Origin of the sequence: Xanthomonas sp. GPE 39, assembly GCF_000963005.1 — a bacterium.
Taxonomy (GTDB): Bacteria; Pseudomonadota; Gammaproteobacteria; order Xanthomonadales; family Xanthomonadaceae; genus Xanthomonas_A.
Map to the genome: position 1 here is coordinate 144,915 of NZ_JZHZ01000007.1, position 6,651 is coordinate 151,565.

4 protein-coding genes and 1 pseudogene are annotated in these 6,651 nt (G+C 62.0%); 3 read left to right on the plus strand and 2 right to left on the minus strand.

Features of this window, described 5'->3' with window-relative positions; translation table 11 throughout:
• Nucleotides 1-70: 70 nt before the first annotated feature.
• Together XALGPE39_RS00455 and XALGPE39_RS00460 are read left to right on the plus strand one after the other, a co-directional pair.
• Nucleotides 71-1,705: pseudogene (locus XALGPE39_RS00455) on the plus strand (TonB-dependent receptor); the annotation flags it as partial.
• Nucleotides 1,706-1,823: 118 nt separating this feature from the next.
• Nucleotides 1,824-3,347 (plus strand): tryptophan halogenase family protein, encoded by a 1,524-nt coding sequence (locus XALGPE39_RS00460; protein WP_045726530.1) that lies wholly within the window; start codon nucleotides 1,824-1,826, stop codon nucleotides 3,345-3,347.
• 184 nt (nucleotides 3,348-3,531) lie between these two features.
• On the opposite strand, the gene pyrF is transcribed toward XALGPE39_RS00460, so the two are convergent.
• On the minus strand, nucleotides 3,532-4,266 hold the full coding sequence (pyrF, locus tag XALGPE39_RS00465; RefSeq protein WP_045726531.1) for an orotidine-5'-phosphate decarboxylase: 735 nt from the start codon (nucleotides 4,264-4,266) through the stop codon (nucleotides 3,532-3,534).
• Entirely contained in the window at nucleotides 4,263-5,144 is an 882-nt protein-coding gene (locus XALGPE39_RS00470) for a 5'-nucleotidase, lipoprotein e(P4) family (protein WP_045726532.1), read from the minus strand. Before XALGPE39_RS00470 ends, pyrF begins: the two co-directional genes overlap by 4 nt.
• A gap of 262 nt (nucleotides 5,145-5,406) precedes the next feature.
• Between XALGPE39_RS00470 and XALGPE39_RS00475 the strand changes: the two genes are divergently transcribed.
• Nucleotides 5,407-6,585 carry a diguanylate cyclase gene (locus tag XALGPE39_RS00475; RefSeq protein ID WP_045726533.1) on the plus strand — a complete coding sequence of 393 codons (1,179 nt, stop codon included), beginning with the start codon at nucleotides 5,407-5,409 and terminating at the stop codon, nucleotides 6,583-6,585.
• The last annotated feature ends 66 nt before the right edge of the window (nucleotides 6,586-6,651 follow it).

The window sequence follows — 6,651 nt, forward strand, 5'->3', positions numbered from 1 at the left end:
TCTCCTGTAGAGTTTGAACGGCGCTACGCGCAACGAGGGTCTTGAGTGTCTACGGAACCCTGGGCGTATCAACGACCTGACCCTGACCAGCTTCCAGTGGCACGGCGAACACACGATCAAGATGGGTGTCAGCTACAAGGACATCAAACTGATCTCGCAGGATGCGGCCCCGCTCAATCCACAGTTCAGTTATTCGGTCGATGCCAATGGCCTGGCCGCGATTCCCTATCGCGTGGATTTCATTGCGCCTTACAACACGCCTGGGCAGAAGGCCACGGTGGAGTCGCCGTCCAAGCAGTACGGCGTCTATCTCCAGGACGATTGGGCGGCGACTGACAAGCTGATGATCAATGCCGGCGTGCGCTGGGACTACGAAAGAAGCCCGGCCTACACCGACTTCGTCACCTCGCCGGCGTTCGTCAACGCCTTGTATTCGGATGATCCGGCCAATCCGGGCCAGCCTTGGGCCAACCGCTTGTTGCCCAGTGGCATCAATGTCGCCGATTACATCAGCAATGGGCATAACCGCAAGAACTTCAAGGATGGCTGGGCACCGCGCCTGGGCTTTTCCTACGACTTCTTCGGCGACCAGAGTGCGGTGTTGCACGGTGGTGCCGGTCGTTCTTATGACCGCAATTTGTTCGAACAGTTGGCGTTGGAAACCAGCAAGGCGGCGTTGTCGCCGGTGGCGGTGTATTTCAAGGATTCGACGCCGGGCTCCTCTTGCTACAAGGATGATCGCAAGTGCGCTGTGTGGGATCCGAAATATCTCAACGGTGTGGACCAGTTGAATACGATTCCGGGTGTCAGCAGCAGCGCCGAGCTATTTATGTTCAACAATAAGCTCAAGACGCCGTACAGCGACCAGTACAGCCTCGGGATCAGTAACCAGATCGGCGACTGGCTGACCGATGTCACCTTCCAGCGCGTGCTCAGCTACGACGGTTTCGCCATGTCGCTGATCAACCGTTACCCGAATGGCGCCTACTTCGACGCGACCGGGAGTGCGCCCTGGGGACAGCCGGTACCGGGATATCAGAACACGATTGTGGGCATGAATGGTTTGGAGCAACGCAGCAGCCAGGTACTGTTGTCGGCGGAGAAGCCCTACACCAAGGAATCGGGTTGGGGCCTGACGTTGTCCTATACCCATACCAGCGCGCGGCAGAACCGCAACATCGACGAGCCGTATGCGTTCGACAAGGCGACCATCCACGATTATCCGTTCGTGAAGTCCGATGCCGTGGCCGGTCACCGCTTCGTTGCGTCCGGTTCGATCGATGGCCCGTGGGGGGTGACCTTCGGTGCCAAGCTGGTGCTGGCAACGCCCGACCCGGTCAATACCATCGCCTGCTATGGCAAGATCGATGCCGATGGCGCGCAGTGTCAGCAGATCGGTTTCGTTCCGCCGGGCAGCGGTAGATTCCTGGTGGGCGGCAAGATCTGGGGCTACCGCACGGTGGATTTCCAGGCGACCAAGGAGTTCACGGTGTACAACGACTTCAAATTGTCGGCGCGCATCAATCTGCTCAACGCCTTCAATTTCAAGAACTACTCCAGTTACATCTACGGTGGTCCGAACGGCACCGGCGACTACTTCGGAACCGATGGACGCCTGGATACGAGTTATGTTGCTTTGAACCGTACCGGCGACATCAACTACGTTCCACGAACGGTGACCTTCGAGATCGGCGCCAAGTTCTGATGTGTCGTCTCGCCCATGCGCGTGCCCCATCGGCGCGCGTGTGCGGCATCGAACGGGGCCGTGTGGCCCCGTTTGCGTTTGCGCTCGTTGCTTTTTCTTCGTCCAGGACTCAGCACACATGATGGCCGCTCCTCTGCGCAACTTGGTGATCGTTGGTGGCGGGACCGCCGGTTGGATGGCTGCTGCTGCCCTGGCGCGCATGTTGGGTACGAACAACCGCATCACCCTGATCGAATCCGAGCAGATCGGCACCGTCGGTGTCGGCGAGGCCACCGTGCCGCATATCAAGGCGTTCAACACCTTGCTCGGCATCAACGAGGCCGAGTTCGTGCGTCAGACCCAGGGTAGCTTCAAGCTCGGCATCGAGTTCGTCGATTGGCTGCGTCCGGGCAGCGCTTATGTGCATGGCTTCGGCAGCGAGATCGGCCATCGGCTCGGGCTGTTGCCCTTCCAGCAGTATTGGTTCAAGCAAGCATTGGCCGGCAAGGCCAGTCCGCTGGGCGATTACACGCTCAACACCGTCGCCGCCAAGCGCGGCAAGTTCATGACCTCAGCCAGCGACGTGCCGCCGAACTCACCGCTGGCTAATATCGCGTATGCCTACCACTTCGACGCGGCGCTGTACGCGCAGTTCCTGCGTCGCTACGCAGAACAGCGCGGGGTGATCCGCTATGAAGGGATTGTCGAGCAGGTACGGCTGCATCCGGAATCGGGCGATGTCGCTGCGGTGCGTCTGGTTTCCGGCGAGGTCATCGCCGGAGATTTATTCATCGATTGCTCCGGTTTCGCTGGCCTGTTGATCGAGCAGGCGCTACACACCGGCTATCACGATTTCAGCCATTGGTTGCCGTGCGATCGCGCGCTGGCGGTGCCGTGCGCCAAGGTTGGGCCGCCGACGCCGTACACCCGTGCGACCGCGCGCGCCGCCGGCTGGCAGTGGCGTATCCCGTTGCAGCATCGCACCGGCAACGGTTACGTGTATTCCAGCGCACATGTCAGCGACGACGAAGCGGCGGCGACATTGTTGGCCAATCTCGATGGCCCGGCGCTGGCCGAGCCGCGTCCGTTGCGTTTCGTCACGGGCCGCCGCAAACAGGCCTGGAATCGCAACGTGATCGCGCTGGGTTTAGCCAGCGGCTTCATGGAGCCGCTGGAATCGACCAGCATCCACTTGATCCAATCGGGCATTTCCAAATTGCTGGAATTGTTTCCGCGCGAGGGCATCAGCCCGGTGCTGGTGCAGCGCTACAACGAACGCATCGCCTTCGAGTTCGAGCGTATCCGCGATTTCCTGGTGCTGCACTACCATGCCAGCGAACGCGACGATAGCGCGTTCTGGCAGCACTGTCGGCGCATGCCGATCCCGGCGGAATTGCAGGCCACGCTGGATTTGTTCCGCGACAGCGGCCGTTTCTACCGTAACGGCGAGGAAATGTTCGCCGAGATCAGTTGGGTACAGGTGATGGTTGGGCAAGGCATCCTGCCGCGCGCGTACCACCCGCTGGTGGATCAGGTCTCGGCAGCGGATCTGCAAGGCTTCATGGTCAGCGTCGCGCAGACCATCGGCCATTGCGCCGATGCGATGCCGTCGCACCAGGCCTTCATCGATCGCTACTGCGCCGCTGAGCGTGTGGGGGGATGAGCTCGCCGCAGGCATAAAAAAAGAGGCCGAGCGCACTTGGCGCGGGCCCCTTCAAATCCGACCGAAGCCGGAGAACGGTTGGTGGCACATCTTCCGGCACTGCCGGACGCCGCGCATGTTACCGACATGCCACAGTTAATGCAATGGTTTAATTTTTGCGATACAAGTTATTGATTTTAAATATTTATTTAGAAGAAATTCCCGACAAGGTCGCCGCGATTTCCTGTTGGATCGCCAGCGCTGCGGCACGCGGGTCCGGGGCCTGGCGGATCGGCCGGCCGACCACGATGGCGTCGGCGCCATCGGCGAAGGCCTGGGCCACGCCAACCGTGCGTTGCTGGTCGTCGCCCACCGGACCACCGGGGCGGATGCCGGGGCAGACGATGGAGAAGCCGCTGCCGGTTGCACGCCGGATCGAGGCCGCTTCCTGCCCGGAGGCGATCACGCCATCGATGCCGGCCGCCTGTGCGGCCAGTGCGCGCTCCACCACCACGTCTTCCGGTGCGCGGTCGATGCCCATCGACGCCAGATCGGCACGGCCCATCGAGGTCAGCACGGTGACCGCCAGCAGGCGCATGTCGCTGCCGTTGGCGTCGGCCGCTGCCTGCATCATCGCCGGGTGCCAGCCATGAATGGTGCAGTAGTCCACCGGCCACTGCGACAGGCGCCGGATCACTCCGCCCACGGTGGCCGGGATGTCGAAAAATTTCAGATCCACGAACACGCGCTTGCCATGCGTGGCGAGGGTATCGAGCACGTCGAAGTACTCGCCCGAGGCCAGCAGTTCCATGCCGATCTTATAGAACGTCACCGCATCGCCAAGCCGTTCGATCCATGCCAGCGCGTCGGCGCGGCCTGGTACGTCCAGTGCGAAGATCAGTCGTTCGTGCGCCTCCAGCGCCAGCGGCGCGCGGCTCATTGCGCCACCTCCAGCGCGTCGAGCTTGGCCTGGTGGCGCGCGGCGCGCGGCTGGGTCAAGTCGTTGTTGAACAGCGCTGGTTCCCAGGAGCCGTAACTGGGATTGGGCAGCATCCACCAGCGTGAGCCGAACCAGGCGTGGTACTGCTGGAGCAGGCGTGTGCGGTTCTCGGTGGTGTTGGCCAGCACTTGGACGAAGTCGCCGAGTTGGTCGCCGAACTGCATCAAGACGCGGTATTGCTGACCGACCAGCTGGCGTCTGCAGTGTTTCTCCGAGCCGTTCTGCTTGCAGTCTTTGACCACGGTGCCCAGCCCCAGTAGCACGCTGTTGTCGGCCACCGGCAGGCCGACCTTGCGCAGGTTGACCAAGGTCGCCTCGTTCAGGTGTACGTCGCGATTGGTCACGTACAGCACGGTGATGCCCTTGGCGGTGGCCGCCTTGGCAAAATCGACCGCGCCCGGGACCGCTTGGGCCTTCTTCTCCCTCACCCACTGATCCCAGCTAGCTGCCTCGTATTCCTTGCCGCTGCGCACCAGCCGCGCCAGGTAGGGCATATTGTCCAGCACGGTCTCGTCCACATCCATGACGATGGCCGGTTTCAGCGTCGCCGACGCATTAGCGCGTTCCTCCGGGACCAGCGCATTCCAGGCCGGATCCTGCAACGCCGCGTCCAGACGCTCGGTGGCGGCCCGGTAAGTTTGTTCGGCGGCGGCCCGATATTCGACCGAGCGCTGCATCCACAGCACCGCGTTGAGATGATCGTCGGCAGTGCCTGGCCCAGCGGCGGTCCCACTGGCATCGGTGGCCGGTGTTTGCGGTTTGCACGCGGACAGGGCCAGTAAGGCGCAAGCCAGTGCGGTGCGGGCGATTGGGGGCATCAGGCGTGTAACCCAGGAGAGATAACCACGCAATTTTAGCCGGTTGCGCGGCGACCGGCGTAGTGCGCACCAGCGGTAGGCATTGCCTGCGGCATGTGTGCAATCTCTGCTCCGAAGGCATCGTTGGCAGTGGACAATCGCGTATCGGTGCTTTCTCATGTCTGCCGAGCTTGCAATACGCAGCGTCAGCGTTGACCGTGGCACGGTCGCACGTTGTGATCTTCACCGTCTGCGTCTCAGACTGTCGCCGACAGGGAATAGCATGCAACACCAAGACGAAGCGTCATTCGACACGCTAGCTGATGAGGCTTACTGCGCGCAGTTGCGCAAGGGCTTTGCCGCGTTGCGTTTCGATCCTGCGTTGGAACGGCTCTACCATCGCCACAGTAGCGCGACATTAGGTTTGGCCCAGCGCTTGGCTGCTTCGGTCGCGGTGTTGCTGGGGTTGCTGTTGTTGAGTTGGGAGGCGCTGCATTTCGGCCGCAGCGATGCTGGTGGGCCGATTGCGCATGCAGTGGCGGTACGGATGGCGAGTTTGTTGCTCTTGCTGTGGGTGGCGCTGTCCATCCATTGCGCACGCCGTCATGGTCCGGCGCGTATCGCTTTGTTGTTGCTGATTGTCGGTACCGGGTTGGTGCTATCGAGTGTCGGCTATCCACCGCAGGAATTGCGATACGCCGTCGCGGTGATGGCGTTGGTCATCCTGGCGGGTTTCTTGCCGCTGGGCTTGTCGCTGCGGCAGAGCGTGGCAGTGGCCTTGAGTTTGTGCGCGATCAGTGCGGCGGCCGGTCGTTTGGTGTTGGATGGCGCGGCGCAGGTCGGTTATCTGCGCTTGCAATGGTTGCTGTGGGCGGCGCTGCTGGTCGGCGTGGTGGGTGGCTACCTGCGCGAGCACGCGCGCCGCAAAGCGTTTTTGCAACAACGCATCCGCGACGACGAAGCGTTACGCAATGTGCTCACCGGCCTGGGTGATCGCTGTCGCTTCGACGAACATCTGGCGTTAGCGCGGGCTGAGAGTGCGCGCTTACAGATCAGCCTGGGGCTGATCCTGGTGGAACTGGACGGCTTCGCAGAGTTCGCGCGTCGCCATGGCCCGCGTGAGGCCGACCGCGCTGTATTGGACGTGGCAGAGGCGATGCAATGCTTGCTGCGCCCGCTGGACGTGCTCATGCGCATCGACGCGCATCGTTTCGCGCTGGTGTTGTACGACGCCAGCACCGCGCATCTGCGCCAAGTAGCGCCGGCCTTGCGCGAGATGGTCGAGATTATGGCGAGCGCCCACACCGGAATGGTCACCGCACCGCTCAGTATCAGCGTCGGTGCGCTGCTCGCCACGCCCACCGTGACCACCGCCGCGTTGATGCAACACGCCGAAGACTTGCTGCAGCGCGCACGCTCTAGCGGCGGCAACCAAGTGGTGCTGGCCGAGGAAACGGCTTAGAGCGTGTTATGAACTTTGAAGTAGAGACGTTGCATTTCCAAGCATGAGCATTGAGAAGACGACGAA